At 40.7% G+C, this 22,986-nt stretch carries 17 protein-coding genes and 1 pseudogene; 4 read left to right on the forward strand and 14 right to left on the reverse strand.

All coding sequences use genetic code 11. From position 1 onward, the window contains the following. The first annotated feature begins 77 nt into the window (after positions 1–77). A complete protein-coding gene (locus tag MUO15_RS07345; RefSeq protein ID WP_245034868.1) occupies positions 78–512 on the forward strand; it encodes a ferritin-like domain-containing protein in 435 nt (144 codons plus the stop codon). An 81-nt stretch (positions 513–593) separates the two neighbouring features. Here MUO15_RS07345 and MUO15_RS07350 read toward each other — a convergent pair whose 3' ends face one another. Then, positions 594–2,021, reverse strand: coding sequence for an aldehyde dehydrogenase family protein (locus MUO15_RS07350; protein WP_245034870.1), 1,428 nt, complete (start codon positions 2,019–2,021; stop codon positions 594–596). Positions 2,022–2,219: 198 nt separating this feature from the next. Here MUO15_RS07350 and MUO15_RS07355 point away from each other — a divergent pair, with 198 nt between their 5' ends. After that, the gene (locus MUO15_RS07355; protein WP_245034872.1) at positions 2,220–2,963 is read left to right on the forward strand and encodes an SDR family oxidoreductase; all 744 of its coding nucleotides are present in this window, start codon (positions 2,220–2,222) and stop codon (positions 2,961–2,963) included. 226 nt (positions 2,964–3,189) lie between these two features. On the opposite strand, the gene MUO15_RS07360 is transcribed toward MUO15_RS07355, so the two are convergent. The 10 genes and pseudogenes from MUO15_RS07360 to MUO15_RS07405 all read right to left on the reverse strand — a co-directional run bounded on the left by MUO15_RS07360 (position 3,190) and on the right by MUO15_RS07405 (position 18,809). Then, the gene (locus MUO15_RS07360) at positions 3,190–4,380 is read right to left on the reverse strand and encodes a NupC/NupG family nucleoside CNT transporter (RefSeq protein ID WP_245034876.1); all 1,191 of its coding nucleotides are present in this window, start codon (positions 4,378–4,380) and stop codon (positions 3,190–3,192) included. Positions 4,381–4,649: 269 nt separating this feature from the next. Then, positions 4,650–5,242, reverse strand: a pseudogene (locus tag MUO15_RS07365) (CAP domain-containing protein). A gap of 393 nt (positions 5,243–5,635) precedes the next feature. After that, positions 5,636–6,931 carry an NCS2 family permease gene (locus tag MUO15_RS07370; protein WP_305853285.1) on the reverse strand — a complete coding sequence of 432 codons (1,296 nt, stop codon included), beginning with the start codon at positions 6,929–6,931 and terminating at the stop codon, positions 5,636–5,638. A 152-nt stretch (positions 6,932–7,083) separates the two neighbouring features. After that, complete coding sequence (locus MUO15_RS07375) at positions 7,084–8,535, reverse strand: PH domain-containing protein (RefSeq protein ID WP_245034877.1); 1,452 nt, start codon at positions 8,533–8,535, stop codon at positions 7,084–7,086. Further along, complete coding sequence (locus MUO15_RS07380) at positions 8,528–9,004, reverse strand: PH domain-containing protein (protein WP_245034879.1); 477 nt, start codon at positions 9,002–9,004, stop codon at positions 8,528–8,530. The genes MUO15_RS07375 and MUO15_RS07380 overlap by 8 nt, the downstream gene beginning before the upstream one ends. A gap of 97 nt (positions 9,005–9,101) precedes the next feature. Next, positions 9,102–9,914 carry a pyrroline-5-carboxylate reductase gene (gene proC / locus MUO15_RS07385; RefSeq protein WP_245034881.1) on the reverse strand — a complete coding sequence of 271 codons (813 nt, stop codon included), beginning with the start codon at positions 9,912–9,914 and terminating at the stop codon, positions 9,102–9,104. Positions 9,915–10,320: 406 nt separating this feature from the next. After that, complete coding sequence (gene yhbH, locus MUO15_RS07390) at positions 10,321–11,490, reverse strand: sporulation protein YhbH (RefSeq protein ID WP_245034885.1); 1,170 nt, start codon at positions 11,488–11,490, stop codon at positions 10,321–10,323. Between the two features lie 760 nt (positions 11,491–12,250). Next, entirely contained in the window at positions 12,251–13,534 is a 1,284-nt protein-coding gene (gene odhB, locus MUO15_RS07395; RefSeq protein ID WP_245034887.1) for a 2-oxoglutarate dehydrogenase complex dihydrolipoyllysine-residue succinyltransferase, read from the reverse strand. Next, the gene (locus MUO15_RS07400) at positions 13,521–16,340 is read right to left on the reverse strand and encodes a 2-oxoglutarate dehydrogenase E1 component (RefSeq protein WP_245035894.1); all 2,820 of its coding nucleotides are present in this window, start codon (positions 16,338–16,340) and stop codon (positions 13,521–13,523) included. The genes odhB and MUO15_RS07400 overlap by 14 nt, the downstream gene beginning before the upstream one ends. Before the next feature lie 573 nt (positions 16,341–16,913). Continuing rightward, the gene (locus tag MUO15_RS07405; RefSeq protein WP_245034889.1) at positions 16,914–18,809 is read right to left on the reverse strand and encodes a PrkA family serine protein kinase; all 1,896 of its coding nucleotides are present in this window, start codon (positions 18,807–18,809) and stop codon (positions 16,914–16,916) included. Positions 18,810–19,070: 261 nt separating this feature from the next. Here MUO15_RS07405 and MUO15_RS07410 point away from each other — a divergent pair, with 261 nt between their 5' ends. Next, entirely contained in the window at positions 19,071–19,886 is an 816-nt protein-coding gene (locus MUO15_RS07410; protein ID WP_245035896.1) for a lipoate--protein ligase family protein, read from the forward strand. A 20-nt stretch (positions 19,887–19,906) separates the two neighbouring features. Beyond that, positions 19,907–20,851, forward strand: a complete 945-nt coding sequence (gene lipA / locus MUO15_RS07415) for a lipoyl synthase (RefSeq protein WP_245034891.1) — start codon at positions 19,907–19,909, stop codon at positions 20,849–20,851. Positions 20,852–20,884: 33 nt separating this feature from the next. Here lipA and MUO15_RS07420 read toward each other — a convergent pair whose 3' ends face one another. The 3 genes from MUO15_RS07420 to trmL all read right to left on the reverse strand — a co-directional run bounded on the left by MUO15_RS07420 (position 20,885) and on the right by trmL (position 22,957). Further along, the gene (locus MUO15_RS07420) at positions 20,885–21,676 is read right to left on the reverse strand and encodes a hypothetical protein (protein ID WP_245034893.1); all 792 of its coding nucleotides are present in this window, start codon (positions 21,674–21,676) and stop codon (positions 20,885–20,887) included. Between the two features lie 121 nt (positions 21,677–21,797). Further along, positions 21,798–22,133 (reverse strand): hypothetical protein, encoded by a 336-nt coding sequence (locus MUO15_RS07425; RefSeq protein ID WP_245034895.1) that lies wholly within the window; start codon positions 22,131–22,133, stop codon positions 21,798–21,800. 347 nt (positions 22,134–22,480) lie between these two features. After that, on the reverse strand, positions 22,481–22,957 hold the full coding sequence (gene trmL, locus MUO15_RS07430; protein WP_245034897.1) for a tRNA (uridine(34)/cytosine(34)/5-carboxymethylaminomethyluridine(34)-2'-O)-methyltransferase TrmL: 477 nt from the start codon (positions 22,955–22,957) through the stop codon (positions 22,481–22,483). Between the last annotated feature and the right edge of the window lie 29 nt (positions 22,958–22,986).

Genomic DNA, 22,986 nt, shown 5'->3' on the forward strand with positions numbered 1-22,986 from the left:
CCTATCCTTTTAACGAAAAATACTAATTAACCGAAGAAAGCTTATTTTAATACCGGGGTGCCAGGAGGAATTTTAGCATGAATGAAAACAATGTTGTTAAGGAATTGAATGAATATTTAAAAGGTGAATACATGGGAATTCATGCTTACGAACATTACATCAAAAATACACAGGCTCAAGATATCAAAGCCGCATTACAATTAATCCAGCAGGAGCATAAACAACATGCATTGAAAATTGCCGAAAGAATACAAGATCTTGGTGGGAAAGCGGCTGAAGACAATGGATTCATGGGTTCCGTACGAGAGTCAATGATGAATCTTAAAGGTTTTCCTGATACAACAGAAGAAATTTTGAAAGGTGTAGTAAAGGGACAACAGATGGGCATACGTACCACCGAAGATATTGTACGAGGGGACCTGGATTCAAAGAGCCGACAAATGGTTGAAGAGAATTTGGCTGAAGATAGGTCACATATTGACCAGTTGAACAACCTTATGCATTCGTATTGAGTTATAAAACCTATTAGACAAGGTCGTGGAAACCACGACCTTGTTTGGTTAAGAAGAAAATATACCGTTTGTTTTTCCTAATTATTGATTTAAATTCATGACGACTAGTCGTTCCTCTGTCATTTCCTCAACAGAATACTTCGGACCTTCTTTCCCTGAACCACTGTCTTTCACACCGCCATATGGCATCAGATCCACTCGATATTGGGAAGAATCATTGATCATCAGCCCGCCGACTTGAACATGTTTGGCTGCATAGAAAGCTGTATCAAGATTTTGTGTGAATATGCCGCCTTGCAATCCGTACTGGGACTTGTTGACCTCATTGATGCATTCTTTAATATCTGTAAACGGAAGGAGGCTGACAACCGGCGCGAATATTTCTTCACACACAACTTTCATCTCAGGTGTAATATTTTGGAGAACCGTTGGATATAAAAGGGCACCCTCTCGTTTACCGCCGTGTACGACAGTTGCACCGGCTTGCTTCGCTTCCTCTACCCATTGCTCGGCGCGTTTTGCCTCATCTTCACTGATCATTGGTCCTACATCTGTTTGATCATCACTCGGATCGCCGACTATCAACTCTTTCACTGCTTTAATAAACTTTTCTTGGAATTCTTGCCGAACATCTTCATGGACGTAGAGACGCTGTACAGAGAGACAGACTTGTCCAGCAAAAGCAAAACTCTTGGCGGCTGTATTTTTTGCTGCTGCATCTATATCTGCTTCTTTGTCAACAATAACCGGAGAGTTATTTCCAAGTTCAAGGATCAGCCTATTAAGGCCGGTATTTTGTTTAAGTTTAAGTCCGACTTCAGCACTCCCAGTAAACGTGTAAAGCTGGATGCGTCTATCTTTCATCATTTGATTGCCGACTGTTGACCCAGAGCCAACAACCACATTGAAGAATCCTTTTGGTAATCCAGCTTCATGAAACATTTCAGCTAACATTAAGGAAGCAACAGGTGTTTTACTAGCCGGTTTCAACACGACTGCATTCCCTGCAGCAATAGCTGGGGCAATTTTATGAGAAACAAGATTTAGTGGAAAGTTAAACGGACTGATCGCCCCGACCACACCAACTGGTACTTTAATCGTGAAGGCCATGCGGTTTTCGGAGCCTGGGGCTGATTCAACAGGCACCCCTTCTCCATGTATCCGCTTCGCTTCTTCCGCTGAAAGTTCGATTGTTTGTGTAGCACGGTCCACTTCTGTGCGTGCCTGTTTAAGCGGCTTCCCTGCTTCCATAGTAATGGTTTTTGCGAACTCTTCTTTATTTTCCTGTAAAAGCTCACTGACACGCTTGAGCACTTGATAGCGTTTATAGGGGGACATCTGCTGTTCTTTAAATGCACGTTCAGCGGCACTGATCGCTTGATCTACCTCTTTTTCAGATGCTTTTGCTACTGTTGCATACGTATCTTGTGTATATTTATTTGCTACATCTACTACGTCATCTGTATCTATCCATTCACCTTCTATATATAATTTGAATTGCTTACCCACAAGACATACTCCCTTTCAAATAATATCTACTTATGATATAGCCTTTTTATGCGGGGCGTAAACCCATTTTTATCTTTCAAATGTCACCATACCTTATGACCATCAAGCGGATTGATAATCTTAACGTTTATAAAAAAACAACTCGGGAAAATACATCAGCACAGCTCAAAATAACTCTTACTTAAAGGATGATTTTTCATGTCAAGTATTAAAGATAAAGTAGTCATTATTACAGGCGCATCAAGCGGGATTGGTGAGGAAACCGCCAAAGAATTAGCGGATAAAGGAGCAAATATCGTTCTGGCCGCTAGACGCGAGGAGCGTTTGAGAGATTTACAGGAGACGTTGAAGAGTAATGGAAGTAAAGTGATCTATCAAGTAACAGATGTCGCCTCTTATGAGGAAATGGAAGCGCTGGCTGAGAAGGCACATTCAGAATTTGGAAAAATAGATGTCATTGTGAATAATGCGGGACTTATGCCGCTTTCTCTTCTCAATAAACGAAAGGTCGATGAATGGAATCAAATGATTGATGTCAATATCAAAGGAGTGCTTCACGGGATAGCAGCGGTTCTTCCTTATATGCGCGAGAGAAAAGAGGGACACATCATTAATGTTTCATCGGTTGCTGGTCATTCCGTTTCACCTGGCACTGCTGTATATAGTGGTACAAAATACGCTGTCCGAGCCATTACAGAAGGATTACGAAAAGAGGAATCGGTAAACAGCAATATTCGTGCGACGATTATCTCACCAGGGGCCGTCTCTACAGAATTAACAGATACCATCACAGATGAAGACGTGAAAGCTGGTGTTGAAAAAAATTATCAACAAGCGATTAAACCGGATAGTATTGCGAGAACGATTCGCTTTGCGATTGAAGAACCGTCAGAAGTCGGAATTAACGAAATCCTTGTTCGTCCAACCGCTCAGGAAAAATAAACTTTTCTAGATCGAGTGACTGACCAAAATAAATGATTTTTACGAAAGCTAGAATCCTTTTGACTTAATTCAAAAGGATTCTTTCAAAAAACACGATGATTGTGACCTAACTTATTGTGATTCTACCCAAAATCGCAAAGATTCTGTCCTAAATCATTGTGATTCTGCCCTAACGCAAAAAAGCCTGACCAAAGAAGTCTCTCTGGTCAGGCTTTTTACTGATTTTTTATAGGAATAGTCCAGCCATCGTCGCAGAAAGCATGGAACCAAGTGTTGCACCAACAAGAAGCTTCATACCAAATCCTGATACACGAGCACCTTTGTCAGCGTCAATTCCTTGTACTGTACCAGCAATGATGCCAATAGATGAGAAGTTAGCGAAACTTGTCAGGAATACCGTAACAATACCAACTGTTTTTTCTGATACTTGATCAATCATTCCTTGGAACTCAAGCATAGCAACGAATTCGTTTGTTACAATTTTGGTTCCCATAATTGCACCTGCGTCAATTACCTCTGAAGCAGGGATACCCATAAGGAGACCGATTGGAGCGATAAGATAGCCAAGTCCTTCCTGTAAAGTGAAGCCTGCGAATAGGAAAGAAAAGAGACCATTAACCAATTCAAGGGATGCGATAAACGCGATCAGCATTGCCGCTACGATTAAAGCGATTTTACCACCGTCTAAGGCACCATTCCCCATCGCTTCAAAAAGACTTTTCGAACCAGACACGTCTTCAATATCTACGTAGTCTTCTTCTTTAGGCACTTTAACAGGTGCAATTAAAGAAGCGACAATAAGTGCACTAAACATATTTAGCGGAAGAGCAACTAGGACATAATCGGCAGGTAAAATACCAATGTATGCACCGACAATGGAAGCTGATACAGACCCCATAGCTGAGGCACTTACGATATATAAACGATTATCACTCAATTGTTTAAATTGTGACTTAATGGCAATAATGGCTTCGGATTGTCCGAAGAAGATACTGTTTACTGCGTTAAAAGATTCAATCTTAGGTAAGCGGGTAATATAAGATAAGAACTGACCTAAATATTTAATAATAAACGGTAAGATCTTCAGGTAAGTAAGAACGGATAGAATGGTTGCAAAGAAGATTATTAATAGTAATACATTAAAGAAGAATACAGAAGCTCCATCATCTGTTGCTACACCACCAAGAACAAAGTTGACACCCACGGTTCCATATTCAATGAGTTTGTTAAATACCCATGATATTTTATTAATAATCCATGCCCCAACTTCTGTCTCAAACATAACAAAAGTTGTTATAAGCTGGGCCAGGAGCATAACACCAATACCGAAATAATTTATATTTTTACGATCATTAGACATGAAGTATGCGATTCCAAGAATAGCACCAACGGCCAAAATACCTAGTAAGATGTCCACGCTTAAGTTCCCCCTCAAAAAGTTTAAATCATCAGATACACAAAATGAAAATGCTTTCATGATCTGTTTCTAATATGGATTTTAACAGGTTGTCAGACGTCTTGCAATACTTATTCAATTGATAGAATTTTCATTAAATCGATCTTTATCCTCATTTATCGATATTATTCCCTACAACTAAGCATTTACAATATATTTTTTAGATTTAGGAATTTTTCTTAAAAGATAAAAAAGCCGCTGAATGAATTATTCAGCAGCTTTTCTTCCTCCTACTTGCTTATAAACATTTGTGTCCAGTAGGTTCCATAACTTCCACCTTTAGCATATCCAACACCAATATGTGTCAAGTTGGCATCTAAGATTTTCTTTCGGTGTCCAGGACTGTCCATCCGTTAACTACCTCTTCAGCTGACCGCTGTCCTGCTGCGATATTTTCAGCAGCACTTTGATAGTCAATATTAAAATCTCGCATCAATTGAAAAGGGGACCCATACGTTGGAGAACGATGGGAAAAGTAATTATTTTTTTGCCATATCTCTCGATTTATAGCGGGCAACTCTCGATAGCTGCCAATCTTTTTCCAACCTACTCAACCCGTGTTCTGCCCGTTTTGATTTGTTAAGTCAATGACTTGCTGTTCAACTGATTTTATCTTTCTATTTAATGGAATTCTTACACGATCACAAGGATAGATTAAATCTGGATTTGAAAACTGAGGGTTTGTATGAATAATTTCTGATAACCCGATACGATAACTTTGCGATATTTTCCATAGTGTGTCACCACTTTTAACCGTGTACGTATCCATTTGCTTAGCCTGTATAACTGATGGGATGGCTGTACAGTAAATAGTACGGCTGATATGATCAGTACACAGAATCCAACCCAGCTTTTCACAATAAAATTGCTCCTCTACAGTAGATTATGAACTAGTTTTGTCTAACTTGATCGTAAAATATGTAGAAAAGATTCAACTAGGATTAACTTCTCTTATAAAAACCAAAATGCACCCTCCGGTGGTCAACCGAAGAGTGCTATACCTAAGGGGAGGTATATCATTTTTTATAATGAAAGGCTCGTGCAACACTAATGTACCACGACCTGTTCACCAAACTTCCTATTCTCTAACGCTTTAAAGTGTGTTTCTATATATTAGACGAACCAGCTAACCAAAAGGTTTCAATAACTTTAAAATGATTATGTTAGTGTTTACTACATGCTGTTGCATGAGGAGCTAATTCAGTCACTTCAGAACTTAATGACCTGGGAAAAAGATCATTTGCAGAATGAAAATAAATCCAAATAAATATAGAATCCAGTGAACATCCTTTGCATTGCCATTCATCAGTTTCAACAATGGGTAGGTTATAAAGCCAAAAGCGATCCCTGTAGCGATGCTTGAGGTCAAGGGCATAGATAGAATAATAATAAAAGCTGGAAAAGCATCATCAAACTTTTGCCAATTGATCTTCGCTAGACCTTCCATCATAAAACATCCAACGATAATAAGCACAGGCGCCGTAATCGCCGCCAAGTTTGAAACCGCTCCTACTAATGGAGAGAAAAAAATAGATAGTAGAAATAAGCCAGCAACCACAACAGTAGTAAGTCCTGTTCTTCCGCCCGCAGCAACACCTGAAGAGGATTCAATATAAGCAGAGGATGGACTTGTACCGAACATTGCACCAGCGGTTGTAGCTGTGGCATCAGCCATCAAAGCCGCACGTGCTCTCGGCAAACTTCCGTCTTTACGGATGAAGCCAGCTTGCTCTGCTACTCCAATCATCGTTCCTGTCGTATCAAAAATCGTCACGAGTAAGAAGGCAAAAATGACTGTATATAGGCCATTACTGAATACCCCTGCCAAATCAATATCCCAAAATACGGGGGCAGGCGGTGCAGATATAAGCCCCTCTTCAAAAGACAACTGTCCTGTAAACATTCCTAAAATAGCTGTAACGACCATTCCAATAAATAAAGCTCCTGTTACGCGGCGAGCAATTAAACCAAGTGTGACAAACAAGCCGACTATCGTTAATACCGTCCCTGGGGCAGTGAGATCACCAAGGGTAACGAGTGTAGACTCACTTGCGACAACAATACCTGACATTCGCAATCCTAAGAAGGCAATAAAAAGGCCAATTCCTGATGTAATACCGTATTTAAGTGAAGACGGAATAGCTGTAATTAGGATTTCTCTCAAACTCGTTAAACTTAAAATAACAAATAAAATACCTGCTAGGAAGACGGTTCCTAAAATGACAGAATAACTTACATCCTGTTGAACCACTTCTGTAACAAAGTATGCATTCATCCCCATTCCAGGTGCAATGGCTATCGGATAATTGGCTCCTAGTGCCATGATTAACGTACCGATAATAGCTGCAATCACTGTCGCCATAAATACTTGTTCAAAAGGCAGACCTGCCGCAGAAAGAATCGCAGGGTTAACGACAACTATATAAACCATTGTTAGGAACGTGGTCAGACCCGCCAACATCTCTGTTCGGACATTTGTATTGTTTTCTTGTAAACGAAACATTTTCAACATGAATTACACCTTACTTTCCGAATGAAAATCACAACATCTATAATAATATTCGTTTTACGAACAAAATTCAAGTATTTATCAACAATCGTTCGGTTTTAAATGTAAAAAAGCCGATTTCTACAAAAATAATAGAAATCGACTTGTGATTCATCCTATATTTCATGTCTAAACCAATCCATCATCTGTTCAATATCCGTATCCTCTAAATAATGACAGTGTGCTCTTGCCTTCCCTACTCCTGTTTTCAGCGTTACTTCAACTGAGGAGAGGCCGACACGTTTTTGTAATATAGATTGTGAACAACGGCTCGATTGAATTCGATGTTTTTTCATAACATAGGTTTGCTTTGTCATGAATCGATAGCTTAGTGTTAGTTGTTTATCACGAACATTCCACCCCGCATCACGATAATTCAATACACCTACCCCTATGAAAATTGGCACAGTCAATAAAGAAAATAAACCCATGGGCCAAAAGAACAGACTTGCAACTATTGCAATGATGACAGGAAACCAGATACATCTTGCAAGATAGCTCATTTGTGCACGCTTTGGTGGACGTTTTAATGTTACATCAAGATCATATTGCGGCAGGATGCTTTCCATAACCGCTTTGATTTGATTCCGTTTAATTAAGGGAAGTATCCTAAACTGCTGCTCCGCGTCACCCTTGATAGAGCCGCCCGCACTAATGATCGATACCGTCGCAAAGCCTAAAGGCTGCCGGATAATATTTTCCTCCACTCTTATCCCCTGAATCCGGTTTAATGGTATGGTGATTTGTTTCTTTTCTAATAAACCACGTGTGATGATTAAGTCTTCCCCATCAATGAAGACGGAAAATTTGCCAAAACGAAGCACAGTCAGAATAATAGAAATTCCATAAGCAATTAGAACAATAAGTAGTGCGATTAAACCGACAATAAGTACCCCAACTTGAAGCCAACCGACCACTTCCTCATAAATTGTTCCCACAGGAAGAAATTCAATAATCTGCGAAAAGAAAACCACTACCCCCGAGATGACTACACCTGCTCCGCCAGAGGTAAGAGCCATGATGATCAGATTCCTCATAGTCATTCTATAAACAAGTGAACGATCTGAACCATCTCCCCGTCCCTCAACTTGCTCCTCTACAGAAGGACGCTCCTGTTTTCTTTGGTATATAATATCCTCAAGCCTTTTTGCTTCTGATCTCTTAATTGCAGTCAATTCGGCTTCAGCCTCTTGAATTCCTGAAGATCCGGCTGTTTCAATCGAAACTTTGACAAGTTGAAGAGGTCTGTGCAAAATTCCTTCAGAGAAATTCAGGCTCTGGATCCGATCCATAGGGATATACCGCTTTTTTCGAAAAAACAGACCGTATTCAATACGCAGCTCCCCCTCCTGCACTCGATAGGTAAACCGAAACCACTTTACAATTCCGGCTATTAATATGAGTACTAAAAAGGAAGCTGATAAAAGGAGAGGGAGCCAGCTTAGAAAGCCATCCCCCTGGTTTCCATTTAAAAAGAAAATGGCAATGATCGGAAATATCGCATCCTTCAAACCTTTTACAAAGTTAAGAACGGCGGATACTGGATGAAGACGTTGCGGTTCAAACATCGTCCTCAGCCACCCTTGCTAAAGATGAAATTGTATCCCTAAGCTCCTCAGCTTCTCTTTCATCAAGTGCTGGTATTTTATGTACGGTTGCGGCCGTAGATATACTAATTGTAGCCAATCGGTATTTCCGAAGCAGCGGTCCCTGTTCTGTATCTACATGCTGCACACGAACCATTGGTACTAGGGTTCGTTTAACGATAAACAGTCCATATTGGTATTCAATTTCTTGATCGCTTACTTCATAGCGCAGACGATCCCACTTAACAGTTGGGATCAGCCAAATAGAAAAAATAATTTCTAAAATAAATAGGATACCAATAACAAAGCTTGGCCAGAGCGGCCATGAATATAGAGTTGTAAGTACGATAATCGCAACAGCTATGATCGCTACTATTCCCGTATTGATGTACCCATAAATCCTCCAAAGTGTAAGGGCACGTCTCGATATTCGTTGACTAGGTTCTCTCATAAGCAAACCTCCTCTTCCCACTCTTGTACGATCGATCCCTTGCGATCGTTTCATAATGAACAAAATCCAGGCCAAACATGCCTGGATTCCACCTACCTTATGAGCCGTTGGACAATTCTTTAGATTTATCCGTGCAGGCATTCATCGCTTGAATGATCGAACTTCGGAGGCCTGTTTGTTCGAGCGTGTTCACACCCTCAATCGTCACCCCTCCAGGTGTACAGACGGCATCCTTGAGCTCAGCAGGGTGTTTACCTGTTTCGAGCACCATTTTTGCCGCTCCTTGAACAGCCTGGGATGCCAACTTATAGGCCTTGTCCCTTGGAAACCCTTGCTGTACCGCTGTATCTGCCATTGCTTCAATAAACATATAGACAAAAGCTGGTGACGATCCGCTCACTGCTGGTACAGCGTCCATTAAGCGTTCTTCAATTACTTCCGCCTCACCAAAGCTTTCAAAAATATCCTTTACATCATCAAGGTCCTCTTCTGTAACAAAATCATTTGGGCAGAGGACACTCATACCCGCCCCGACTAATGATGGAGTATTTGGCATCGAGCGAATCACTTTCACTTGAGAATCAAAGGACTTCCTGACTTTATCCAATGTCATCCCTGCTGCTATTGTGACGATGACTGTATCGTCATTAACAGATGACTTAATCTCTTGAATGACTTCCTGGTAAACATAAGGCTTGACTGCAAGGAATAAAATATCACTTTCCTGTGCTAGTTTTTTATTATCATTAGATATACGGACCTCAAATTCTTCAGCTACGAAGTCAATTGTTTCATCTGTTAACGCTGTTGCTCCGATTTGCTCGGGCTTGACTATACCCGATTGAATCATCCCTTGAATCATAGCCTGAGCCATTTGACCACAGCCAATGAAACCAATTTGCTTTTCCACCAAACAACACCCCTTTCTTGTGATTCTTATTGTATCCGAATATGTCTTTCACTACAATCTCTTAAATGATTTTAAGGAGGCAGCCATTTATTTTCCCATGTTTTCCTGATAAAGCCTTTACAAATCCAACTTGCTTTACTATAATTAACAGTGTATTCTTCATATCATAACGATTCACAACAAATATCATAGCTGCTACGAAAAAAGCTGAGCTGCCTTCAAGCTCAGCTTTTTTCGTGGAATTTTTTTCTCCCTTAGACCATCATAGCCTTTAAAGTTAAACCATATTCAGCAGATGGCACTTATCTATGGATACATGGTTAACGCAAAACACATCCCCTTATGGGAGAACCATCATTTAAACTTAAGTAAAGAACCAGGATCACGAGGATCCTGGTTACAGTTTTTAGCTCGTTATTTCAACATTTTTTGTATCATTAAAAAATGCTTTCATTGCATGGAAAACATCCACTTTTTTCCTCAAGATATGATGCCTGAATTTAGGATGATCAATAGATTTATAAGCCTGCATTAAGCTAGAGGAACGGTTATACTGATTAACCTCACCATACCCAAACATTTGTGACACTTCGATAAGTTCCTGAATAAGCGAAATACATCTCTTGTTATCTGAAGTAAGGTTATCACCATCGGAAAAATGAAAAGGATAAATATTATAACGTTCTGGTGAATACTTTTCGTCTATGAGCTGAAGGGCCCTGCGATAGGCTGAAGAGCAAATGGTTCCACCACTCTCCCCTTTTGAAAAGAAATCTTCTTCACTAACTACCTTCGCTTGCGTATGATGTGCAATGAACTCCACATCTACCGTTTCGTAATTTTTGTTTAAAAAACGATTCATCCAAAAGAAAAAACTGCGAGCCATATACTTTTCCCATTGCCCCATACTGCCACTCGTATCCATCATCGCAATGACGACAGCTTTCGATTCTGGCTTTTCTTGGTCCGTCCATGCCTTGTAACGAATATCTTCAGGGTATATCGGGGCAAAAGAGGAATTACCTCCGAGCGCATTCCTTTTATAAGCCTCAAGCATTGTCCGCTTTTTATCAATATTTCCTGTTAACCCTGTTTTTCGTATATCACGAAACTCAATGTCTTCATGAACAATCGTGTCTTTTTCTTTCTCTGCTAAATCGGGGAGAGTCAACTCTTTAAAAAACGCTTCCTCTAACTCTGCCAAGGTTACTTCAGCTTCATAATAATCTTCCCCCGCTTGATCACCAGCCCCTTCTCCTTGCCCAGGCTTGGCTTTTTTCTCCTGTGATTGACCGAGAACATCTCCTATCTCACTATCTCCATCCCCTTGACCTGCGTGCTTATTCTTGTCATGGTTATAGCGAATTTTATATTCATCAAGTGACCGAATCGGAATTTTCACAACACGTTTCCCATTAGACATCACAATGTTTTCTTCCGTAATCAAATCAGGAAGTTGTTTGTTCATTGCATCTTTTACTTTTTCCTGATGCCGGCGCTGATCATCATAGCCTTTCCTGTGGAGGGACCAGTCGTCTTCAGCAATTACGAAACTTTTCTCATCATCCATATTCAAATTCCCCTCCTAGCTTTGAGTATTACTCTATCGTATGCAGGTCCTAGTCAATGGATGAAGCTAAATCACGGAAGGTTCAATTATTTCTAAAAAAAGAAATGTGTGCCTATAAGGGTGTGTTCAGAAAGTTGACGAATGAGAACGTCGACAAAGATCGTCACCTCCTGTGACAAAGTCGACACTAGCATGTTCCTTGCGCGTCCCAAGAAGTTCGAGGCGCGACAGTTTTGAGGATCGCAAGCCGTATGCATTTCATACGTGAGGACCGGAAAACCCAGCAACGAAGAAAATCGCCGTTATCCCGCATTAACGGTCAGTAAAACCCCAAAGATATCGTCGTGAAGATAAGAAGCCAAGCGGAGGGTTAACTGTCCGTAAATGTCTGATTATTAAGGAACACAGACTAAGGTCGCCACGTCGTGTAGGCCTCAACGAACCATCAGTGAAAACCCCACTGATGGAAGTTTCACTTTATCATTTGGTGACTTTTTGAACATCCTCTATAATGATCAAAAAATAGATTTGGGAAGAATCTTGTTTTGTTTAGACAGAATCGTAATGATTTTAGGTAGAATCTTCGCTGATTTCGACAGAATCACGAAGGTTTTAAGCTGAATCCCCTCTCGTTTGGGTAGAATCACATCCATTTTGGGACGAATCCTATTTCCATTCAAGACAGTCTGAGTCACACTTATTTTAAAAAGCGTAAAAAAGAACCTCGCTAACTGAAAAGTTAGCAAGGTTCTCTTTACTCTAGTAATTATCCTTCTAAAAGTAGATCATAAGGATCTTCAATCATTTCTTTAATTCTGCGCAGAAATTGCACCGCGTCTTTTCCATCAACGATTCTATGATCATAGGAAAGGGCGATATACATCATCGGACGGGCTTGAATCGTATCGTCAGGCATCACTTTTGCCCGCTTCTCGATATTATGCAGGCCTAGAATACCTACTTGCGGTGAATTTAAGATCGGTGTAGACAACATGGACCCAAAAATACCGCCATTGGTAATGGTAAAGGAACCACCTTGCAAGTCATCTAGCTGCAGCTCTTTGTTACGAGCTTTCGTAGCTACATCTGCAATTCCTTTTTCAATTCCAGCAAAGTCAAGACGGTCTGCGTCCCGGACCACCGGAACAACTAGTCCTTCTTCCGTTGATACAGCCATACCGATATCATAGAATTGCTTCTTCACGATTTCGTTGCCTTGAATTTCTGCATTAATCAGTGGGAATTCTTTCAGCGCCCCAACAGCTGCTTTCGTAAAGAATGACATAAATCCAAGTTTAATATCATGCTTTTTCAAGAATGAATCTTTACGTTCCTTACGTAGATTCATTACATTTGTCATATCGACTTCATTAAACGTTGTAAGCATCGCTGAGTTTTGTTGAGCATCTACTAAACGCTTAGCGATTGTTTGACGACGACGGGACATTTTCTCTCGTTCAACAGGCTTAGCAAACTCTGTCTTTTCGCTTGAGTCTTGCTTACTTTCTTTCTTCTCTTTCTTAGGAGCTTCTTTCTTCTCATTCTTGCCGCTTGCAGCAGATTCTACGTCCTCAGGGCGGATTCTGCCTAAAGGATCACGAGCAGAAATTTGGCTTAAGTCGATGCCTAACTCACGCGCACGTTTGCGGGCTGCTGGCGTTGCAATCACATCACCTTTTGACCCCTCTTGTTCTTTGGAGCTTTCCTCTTTCTTCTCTTCTTTTTGATTAGAGGAAGCAGCACTTTCTTGTTTTTCCTCTTTAGGCTCTTCTTTCTTCTCTTCGTTACTATCGTCTGAAGAACTGCCAGCTTCTCCGTTCTCGTCAACCTTGGCAATCACATCGCCTACTTCGACGTCATCCCCTTCTTCTTTAAGAAGTTCAGAGATGACACCACTAGCATCAGCGTTTACTTCGACGTTAACTTTGTCTGTCTCAAGTTCAAGCACAGGATCCCCTTTTTCTACTTGATCCCCTTTCTTTACAAGCCATTCGGCAATAGTACCTTCAGTAATGGATTCAGCTAATTCAGGAACTTTAATTTCCTTCATTTGATTTTCCTCCTTTAGACATCTGTAACGCTTCCTGGATGATTCGGTTTTGTTCTGTTTTATGAATGTTTGGTTCACCTACGGAAGGAGAAGCACGATGTGGTCTGCCTACATAACGGTGAATTTGTCCTTTTTTAAGCAATTTGTGAAGAATTCCTTCAACAAAATACCAGCTTCCCATATTTTGCGGCTCTTCTTGAACCCATACAAGTTCCTCAAGATTTGGATAAGTGTCTAGAATTTCTGCAAGCTTCTTAGCAGGGAAAGGATAAATTTGTTCGATTCGAACCGCATCGATCGTTTCAAAAGTTTCGTTCTCCGTGTTCTCTACTGCATCTTCGATTTCAACCATAATTTTCCCGCTGCCTAAAAGCAAGGATTTAACTTTATTTTTATTTTCTTCTTTACTTAAACCAGGTTGTTTAAGGATTGATTGGAAGTTACTGTCACTAAACCTACTACCCTCAACGGCCACGCGCTGGTTACGAAGCAAGCTCTTCGGTGACATAATAACCAATGGTCTAGCTTCCTCTTTATTACTAATCGCTGCCTGGCGTCTTAGTAAATGGAAATATTGAGCGGATGATGTCACGTTAGCAACCGTCCAGTTATTCTCAGCCGCTAACTGCAGGAAGCGTTCAAGACGGGCACTTGAGTGCTCTGGTCCTTGTCCTTCATAACCGTGTGGGAGTAAGAAAACCATGCTTGATTTCTCTCCCCATTTGGCACGGCCTGCTGCTACAAACTGGTCAAAGATAACTTGACCCGCATTAGCGAAATCACCAAACTGTGCTTCCCAAATAACGAGAGCTTCAGGTGCTTGTACACTGTATCCATATTCAAAGCCGATGACTCCAGCCTCTGATAACGGACTATTGTAAATATCAAAGGAGGCTTTCGCCTGTTCCAATCCGTGGAGCGGGCTATATGTTTCATCTGTATCAATATCATGAAGGACCATATGACGGTGGGCAAAGGTTCCACGCTCCGTATCCTGTCCTGTAATCCTTATTGGTGTTCCATCTTCTAAGATAGAAGCAAAGGCAAGCGCTTCAGCAGTAGCCCAGTCTACTTTATTTCCGTCATCTAACATATTTCCACGCCGCTTGAGGATTTTTTCAAGTTTCTTAAATCCATTAAATCCTTCAGGACGTTTAAGCATATCTTGATTTAATTGTCGTAAACGTTCAAGATCCACCACTGTTTCGATCTCATCAAGCGGCCGCTCTACTCCACCCGGACGATCTTTTACATCGGCCTCTTTTGTTTCATTCTCCTTCATATTGTTGTAAGTAGCACGAAGGTTTTTTTCAATTTCTTCATTAATTTGCTTAAGAGTCCCTTCTTCCACACTACCCTCATCAATAAGAGATTTTTCAAAAATGTTAGCAACTGTTGGATGATCATCAATCTCTTTGTAGAGCTTCGGTTGTGTTGAGCGGGGCTCATCTATTTCGTTATGTCCATAACGGCGATAACCGACTAAATCAATTAAAAAGTCTTTATGGAATTTTTGACGATATTCATACGCCAAAGACATTGCTGATAAGCAAGCAACTGGATCATCAGCATTCACGTGAACAACAGGGATTTCATAACCCTTAGCAAGATCACTTGCGTATCTCGTCGATCTGCCATCCCGTCTGTTCGTTGTGAAACCTACTAAGTTATTCCCAATAATATGGATGGTTCCACCTGTGCGATACCCAGGTAAGTCACTCATATTCAACCCTTCAGCGACAACCCCTTCTCCGATGAAAGCCGCATCGCCATGAATAAGGATACCGAATGCTTCATCCTCATCCATCTGAGCATAACCCGGTTCGGAACGGTCATCCTGAGCCGCCCTTGTAAATCCTTGTACAACTGGATTGACATATTCTAAATGTGACGGGTTGTGACTTAATGTCACCCGAGTGCTTGTTTGTTCTCCATCCCCGATTTCTCGGCGGGCTCCGAAATGATATTTCACATCCCCTGTCCAGCCGTAGTTGATCCCTGTGGAACCTTCTGAAGGGACCAACTCCTTGTCTGGAGAAAGATGAAACTCAGAGAAAATTCTATCGTAAGGCTTACCTAACACATGGGCAAGGACATTCAGCCTTCCCCTGTGAGCCATTCCCATCATAATGTGTTCGATTTTATCTCCAGATGCTGATTGAACAATATGGTCCAGCATCGGTACCATCACATCTAAACCTTCAATAGAGAAACGCTTTTGAGCAACAAAGGTTTTAGCAAGGAAATTCTCGAAACCTTCTACATCAGCCAATCTTTTAAGAAGCTGCTTCTTCTCTTCTTTACTTAAGTTAACTTGGAAGGCAGCTGACTCTACTTTATCTTGAAGCCACTTACGCTCTTCGTCATTATTCACATGATCATACTCAAAAGAGATCGTACCTGCGTACCTTTCCTTAAGCGTACGAACAACACTTAAGGCATTATCTAATTTAACAGGGGACTCTGGCCAAACCCATTCAGCTGGAATTCCCTTTAAGTCTTCTTCTGTTAATCCGTAACTTTCAATATTTATTAAAGTAGAAACAGGACGTTCGTCACTTCCGACAGCATAAATGTTTGCCTCTAAGTGTCCATGACGACGAATAGCCTCAACAAGTTTCAATGCTGAGGTCACTTTCACAATATCTTCGGATGAAGCCTTTGCTTCCCCATTCGTTGCAGGAGATGCTTGTGTAGTCATCATCCAAGCTGGTGCACCATAATTATCAAATACTTCTTTTAATGAAGCGTCGACAGCATCAGCGTCATTTTGATATAACTCATACTGTTCCTCAATATACCCCATGTTGGGGCCGTGAAATTTTTCCCAAAAGCTTTCACTGGAGCCTTGATTTGACACGTCTAAATACCCCCAAGTAATTGTTGTCCAATGCTAGAACGTAAACGTTTGCAAATACATACTCTATTATAGAGTTGAAACGTCCATTAATTCAACATATAGTACTTATTTTTTAAACCTTAAACAATATTTCCATTATAACAATAAAGGCGCACCTGTGGGTACGCCTTTTTCACTTTTTATAGGTAAAGTGTGGGAATTCAGCTCTCTTCATACCAAGAACCTGTGCCGCACCCGATCACTTAAAGGCTTACACACATTTATTAGGTGATGTAGAATTTTATCGTTGCTTTTGTTTTCTCATCAAAAAGAGTCGTTTTAGATAACTGTGTACTATTATTCCCAGTTATTAAATTGATAAAACATGATTCCTACTAGTAAAAAGCGAAAGGAGCCCAGATTATGTAGTGCAAGTTTTACTAAATAAGGAATTTGTCTGAAACAGAGACGTCCAGTTTTAGAACCAAACGGAAAAAAAGCATACCAGTCTATGCTCAGACTGACATGCTCTTAATGTATTTATCGGTTTAATAAACTTCCTACATATTTTAATAGTTCATTAGCTGAAGTGGAATTATAGCCATGCTCATCTACTAATGTGGCCACAACCTCATTAATCTTCTTCAACTGCTGTTCATCAGGTGTTTTCGTTGATGTGGTAATCTTGACAACATCCTTCAGATCAGCAAACAGCTTCTTCTGAATCGCTTCACGGAGACGTTCATGGGATTGATAATCAAATTTCTTGCCTTTTCTTGCATACGCGGAAATGCGGATAAGAATTTCTTCACGGAAGGCCTTTTTCGCATTCTCTGAGACACCAATTTGTTCTTCAATGGAACGCATTAGTCGCTCGTCAGGGTTCAATTCTTCACCTGTAAGTGGATCACGTAGTTTCGCTTTATTGCAGTAAGCTTCCACATTGTCTAAATAATTATCCATTAATGTTCGAGCTGACTCCTCATACGAATAGACGAACGCTTTCTGGACTTCCTTCTTAGCAAGATCATCATATTGTTTTCTGGCAAGCGAAATAAATTCCAAATAGCGATCTTTATCCTCACCTGATATAGACGCATGATTATCAAGGCCGTCTTTGAGGGAACGTAACACATCAAGCGCATTGATTGATGTCATTTCTTTTTTAATAATAGTTGAAGAAATACGGTTAATGACATAACGGGGGTCAATCCCGCTCATCCCCTCATCCGAGAACTCCTTCTTCAATTCCTCTACATCCACATCACTAAAGCCTTCCACCATTTCCCCGTCATATAGATACATTTTCTTCAATACATCAACAGAGGCTTTTTTCGATTCTTTCAAACGCGTTAGAATCGTGAACATTGCAGCTACTTTAAGCGTGTGTGGCGCTATATGCACATCGCGTATGTCACTTTCACGGATCATTTTTTCATAAATCCGTTCCTCTTGTGTGACTTTCAAATTGTATGGAACCGGCATGACAATCATTCGCGAATGAAGCGCTTCGTTTTTCTTATTGGCAATGAAAGATCGATACTCCGCTTCGTTCGTATGTGCAATAATCAATTCATCCGCAGAGATAAGTGCAAATCGTCCAGCTTTGAAATTCCCTTCTTGTGTGAGGCTTAATAGGTGCCATAGGAACTTCTCGTCACACTTCAACATCTCCTGAAATTCCATCATTCCACGGTTCGCTTTATTCAGTTCACCGTCAAAACGATAGGCACGCGGATCCGATTCAGAACCGAACTGTGCGATCGTTGAAAAGTCAATAGAGCCTGTCAGATCAGCGATATCTTGTGACTTCGGATCAGAAGGACTAAATGTTCCAATTCCCGTTCGCTTATCCTCGGAGAAAAAGATGCGTTCAACTTGGACATCTTCCATACGGCCACCATAATCCTGTTCAAGGCGCATCGTGTTTAACGGTGATAGACTTCCTTCAACCCGAATGCCATATTCTTCTTTAAATTCATCCCTGAGATGATGTGGAATCATGTGAAGCGGGTCTTCATGCATGGGACAGCCCTTAATTGCGAAGACAGCCCCTTCATCGGAATACGAATATTTTTCTAACCCGCGTTTTAATAAGTTAACAAGTGTAGATTTCCCGCCACTTACAGGTCCCATTAATAACAAAATTCTTTTTCTAACATCCAATCTTCTTGCCGCGGGGTGAAAGTATTCCTCAACCAGCCGCTCCATCGCTTCATCTAACCCATAAATATCCTCATCAAAAAAGGAATACTTTTTGCGACTGTTGTCCTCCTCAACCCCAGCTTCTGTAATCATATTATATACACGCGAATGGGCAGATTGAGCTAAGAACGGTTTCTCTTTTAATAGGTCCAAGTATTCTCGAAAAGTACCTTCCCATTTCAGTTCTTCCTCATGTTCTCTTCGTTCCTGGATTTTCTTTAAAATATCCACTTAACGACCTCCCTCGTCGTATCAACCAAAAGTTAATTTATTCTATGCCCCACCTTATGAAAACATGAATCTCGTCTTATATTTAGAAAGCTTTAAAAACTGGAATATCAATAAGAATGAACCAAACATTAACTTACGTTTTAATGCTTACACACAAATAGTAACAAAAGCAGATTTTGACACTTGTAAAATGCCTTGTTAGAATTATTATGAATATTTTAGGATGGTAAAGAATTTATTAAAGGAAAGAAGGCGAACATGATGGAAACATGGTACTTTGTCGATTCTAATCACCTCTCCCCTGCCTTAAACATGGCGATGGATGAAGCTCTGATGAATTGGCATCGTGAAGGAAAAATACCGCCTGTCCTTCGTTTTTACGGATGGAATCCAGCCGGCCTTTCCGTCGGTTACTTCCAGAAGGTTAACGGAAAAATTGATATAGAAGGTGTCAAGAGGCACGGCTATGAACTCGTTCGCAGACAGACTGGCGGCCGGGCCGTACTTCATGACAATGAGCTAACTTACAGTGTCATCGTCTCAGAGCAGCACCCGCAGATGCCCGCTTCGGTCAAGGAAGCCTACCTTATTATTTCCAAAGGGTTGTTTGAAGGGTTTAGAGAATTAAATATTAAAGCTGAATTTGCCATCCCTGAGGGGAAACTTGACACAACTGGTTCTGCTGTATGCTTTGAAGAACCTTCCTGGTACGAACTGATCGTCAATGGGAAAAAGACAGCAGGCAGTGCCCAGACAAGAAAAAAAGGAATCATCCTTCAACACGGATCCATTCCTATTGATATGGATGAAACAAAGTTGTTTGACATGTTTATTTACAAAAATGACCGAATCAAGGAAAGGGCACGGAAAGCTTTTAGTGACAAGGCAAGTTCTATTAACAGCCTGCTTTCTGAACCCAAGACGTTTGATGAGGTGAAATCTGCTTTTAAAAAAGGGTTTGAAAAAGGTTTAGATTTAAATTTACAGCCCTTCACATTAAATGAAGAGCAATGGTCAGAAGTACACAAAATTGCTGAAGAACGATATACCAATGATGAGTGGAATTACTCACGATAAAAAAAGGGAGTGGATCAACAATGGCCAAAAAAGAGGAACACGTTAGAAAACCTGACTGGCTGAAAATTAAAATCAACACAAACAAATCTTACACAGGGTTAAAGAAACTCATGCGTGAGAAAAAGCTTAACACCGTATGTGAGGAAGCACGCTGTCCAAACATACACGAATGCTGGAGTGAAAGAAAAACCGCTACATTTATGATTCTGGGCGATACATGTACACGTGGATGTCGCTTTTGTGCCGTTAAGACAGGCCTTCCTAATGAATTAGACTGGGGTGAGCCAGAGCGCGTGGCTGAATCTGTAGAAATTATGGGCCTCAAACACGTCGTTGTCACTGCCGTAGCTCGTGATGACTTAAATGATGGCGGTGCAGCAGTTTTCGGTGAAACTGTGAAAGCTATTCGCCGTAAAGTTCCTGGTTGTACCGTTGAAATTCTCCCTTCGGATATGAAAGGGGATTACGAAAGCCTTCATACATTAATGGGTGGCGAGCCTGACATTTTCAACCACAATATTGAAACCGTCCGTCGTCTAACGAAAAAAGTACGTGCCCGTGCCATGTATGACCGCTCTCTTGAGCTACTGCGCCGAGTAAAAGAAATCCGACCAGATACACCAACGAAATCAAGTCTCATGGTCGGTCTAGGTGAAACGAAAGAAGAAATTGTTCAAGCTATGGACGACCTTCTTGCACATAACGTAGATATAATGACAATTGGTCAATACTTACAGCCAACGAAAAAACATTTAAACGTAGAACGCTATTACCATCCTGATGAATTTGAGGAGTTAAGAAAAATCGCAATGGAAAAAGGCTTTAAACATTGTGAAGCTGGTCCGATGGTGCGTTCTTCTTACCATGCCGATGAACAAGTCAATGAAACTTCCGCACAGCGTCGGATTAAATATATGCAAGGCTATGAATCTAAAGGAGAAACATTAAATACTACGAACTTTTAATATTAAAAAAGTCGCCTCGATAGGGCGACTTTTTTAATTTGAATTGTTGGTTTTTTCATCTGTTTGTCGTTTATCATCAATTGATTCTTCAGGATCTGCTGTTTCCTTATTTCCTTCTTCGGTTTGGTCTGATGTATCATCTTTCATTGGACGATCGTCTTCCGTTATCCCATTCTGATCCTCGTCTTTTGTGTCTTGTTCGCTGTCTTTACTTTCCTCTGTATTACCAGTTGTTTGCTCCGGACTTTCAGCAGCAGGTTCATCAGTTGTTACTTCTTTTTTTTCTTCCTCTTTTACAGTAGTGCTATTATCAGATGTTTTCACTTTTTCTTTGTCTTTTTCCGGCTTCTGTGTATTTGATGGGTCTGATTTTGAAGTATTTGATGACGAGTTCTTCTCTGGTTCCCATGTGTAAGAACTTTCATCTGAATAACTGTACGATGGAGGATTATAGCTAGACTGGTCACTTTCATTATATGTATTTCCTGTTTGATTAGATGAATAGGTGGGTTCAGAAGAGTTTGGAATATCGACTTCTTCCCTGTCTTTCAAAACAATTTCCTCCCTTGTCTCCTGACCAACTTCTTCGCCTGTCTCTTGATCTCTTTCAACCTGTTCTTTATCATCTTCTTTTACAGAAGCGTCTTTATTCGCTTCTGCTTCATCTTTCATTACTTTGTCAGATTGCTTAGCTTTGTGCTTTATTTCTTCAAGAGTAACGGTTATCGGCTCCTTCGCTTGCCCTTTCTCTCCTCCCACACTGCCGCACGCAGCCAGGAATAAACAAAGGCTTCCTAACATGAATGACATCCTTACAACTTTCACAGTACCTACACTCCTTTGAAAAACATTTTCGAATTCTCAATAGTTGGACTTTTAGTATAAACAAATTATACCATAAAATAAGAGAATAGCCGCCTGTTCGACGGCTATTACAAGTAACTTTTTACCAAGGTGAACCATAGTAATAGGGCGGACGTCCGTACGGCGGGTGATACCCATATCCTCCACCATAGCCATACCCTGGACTATACCCAGGGCCATAACCTGGACTATAGGGGCCGTATCCAGGCCTAGGACCAGGACCAGGGCCATAACCACCATAGCCACCGCCCGGCAAAATAACGCTTCCTAATAATCCTCCCAGAAACCCTCCTGCAAAGGGGCCTCCAATGAACCGGTTTCCTTCATAGCCGTATCCAAATGACTGCTGATCAGCAATTCGTGAATCTTCCTCGTTATGATAACCATACTGATAGGGGTTGTGATAGTACGGATCCATTTATATTCCTCCATTTTAAGCCTTGGTTATTCACCTACGCTTCAGCCTATGTAGGGGAAAACCCTATTGTATAGGCGCTTACCCTGAATATTTCTAACTTCTTAGGAGAAATCCTTAGACAGGCAATTCACATTACACAGCAAATAGGGTATAATAACAACAGCATGCTTGTCTGTATAGACTTAAAGGAGGACACTATACATGAAATTAACCTTAATCATTCTTGTCTGTGTTACGTATTTAGTATCAATTTTCTCTTCAGGATATGACACCAAAGCAGGTAAACCAAGAAAATAATCAACGTATAAAATCGCACCCCAGTTTGGGATGCGATTTTTTTAGCGACTTTATTTTATTAAATCAGGAAAGCTCTGCTGCTTCAATGCGTTGAATAGTATAATCGAAGCAGTATTTGCTAAATTTAATGAGCGAACCTTGTTCGTCATAGGAATCCGCAGGCAGCGATCTTCTAAGCCTTCAAGCAGTTCAGTAGGTATGCCATCCGTTTCTCTTCCAAACACAAAAAACCACGCTTCCTCCACGTCACTAAAATCAAAGTCAGCATACGAGCGAGTCCCAAAGTTTTCAATATAATAATATTGTCCATTGGGAAATGTCTCGTAAAGCTCTTCAATGGAATCGTAATAATTGATCTTCACATCATGCCAATAATCAAGACCGGCTCTCTTCAACATTTTGTCATCTGTTGAAAAGCCTAGCGGACGGATTAAATGCAGCTGTGTATCGGTAGCTAAGCATGTGCGGGCAATATTACCTGTATTTGCAGGAATCTCTGGTTGAAATAATACGATATGATTAGCCAATTTGTTCACCTCATTGTATGCAGAATCAA

Origin of the sequence: Halobacillus amylolyticus, assembly GCF_022921115.1 — a bacterium.
Lineage (GTDB): Bacteria > Bacillota > Bacilli > Bacillales > Halobacillaceae > Halobacillus_A > Halobacillus_A amylolyticus.